Origin of the sequence: Burkholderia sp. SIMBA_051 (assembly GCF_046534915.1) — a bacterium.
In the GTDB taxonomy this organism is placed as follows: domain Bacteria; phylum Pseudomonadota; class Gammaproteobacteria; order Burkholderiales; family Burkholderiaceae; genus Burkholderia; species Burkholderia ambifaria.
In genome coordinates this window covers 1-272 of record NZ_JAWRXS010000275.1, presented here as the reverse complement: position 1 = coordinate 272, position 272 = coordinate 1, and the positions used below count along the sequence as shown (strand labels likewise).

The following is a 272-nucleotide window of genomic DNA, read 5'->3' as shown; positions in this document are numbered from 1 at the left end:
CTGCATTCTGACGAGTGGAGTTAATCATGTTTCCAACAAGCGGGAGACTTGTTGCTTTCTGTTCGAGGTTGGACGCAACCGGCCCGAGCATCTGACCTAGTGACGGAGTAATCCCGGCCTGCCGCAGCGCGTTTATAGAGGCCGAACCAACGGGAGCCAATACCCGGCCCGCAGCCGATGCAACCGGCGCACCAATAGCACCACCAATTGCGCCGCTCTTGATTTGGTCAACCTTCTGTTGCGCAAAGTTTTGGTCCGGATTTTGCACTCCC

The 272-nt window shown here is 56.2% G+C and carries 1 protein-coding gene; it reads right to left on the bottom strand.

Annotation, left to right across the window (positions count from 1 at the left end):
* A partial coding sequence (locus SB771_RS34510; RefSeq protein ID WP_410721978.1) for a hypothetical protein occupies positions 1-272 on the bottom strand: 272 nt, incomplete at both ends.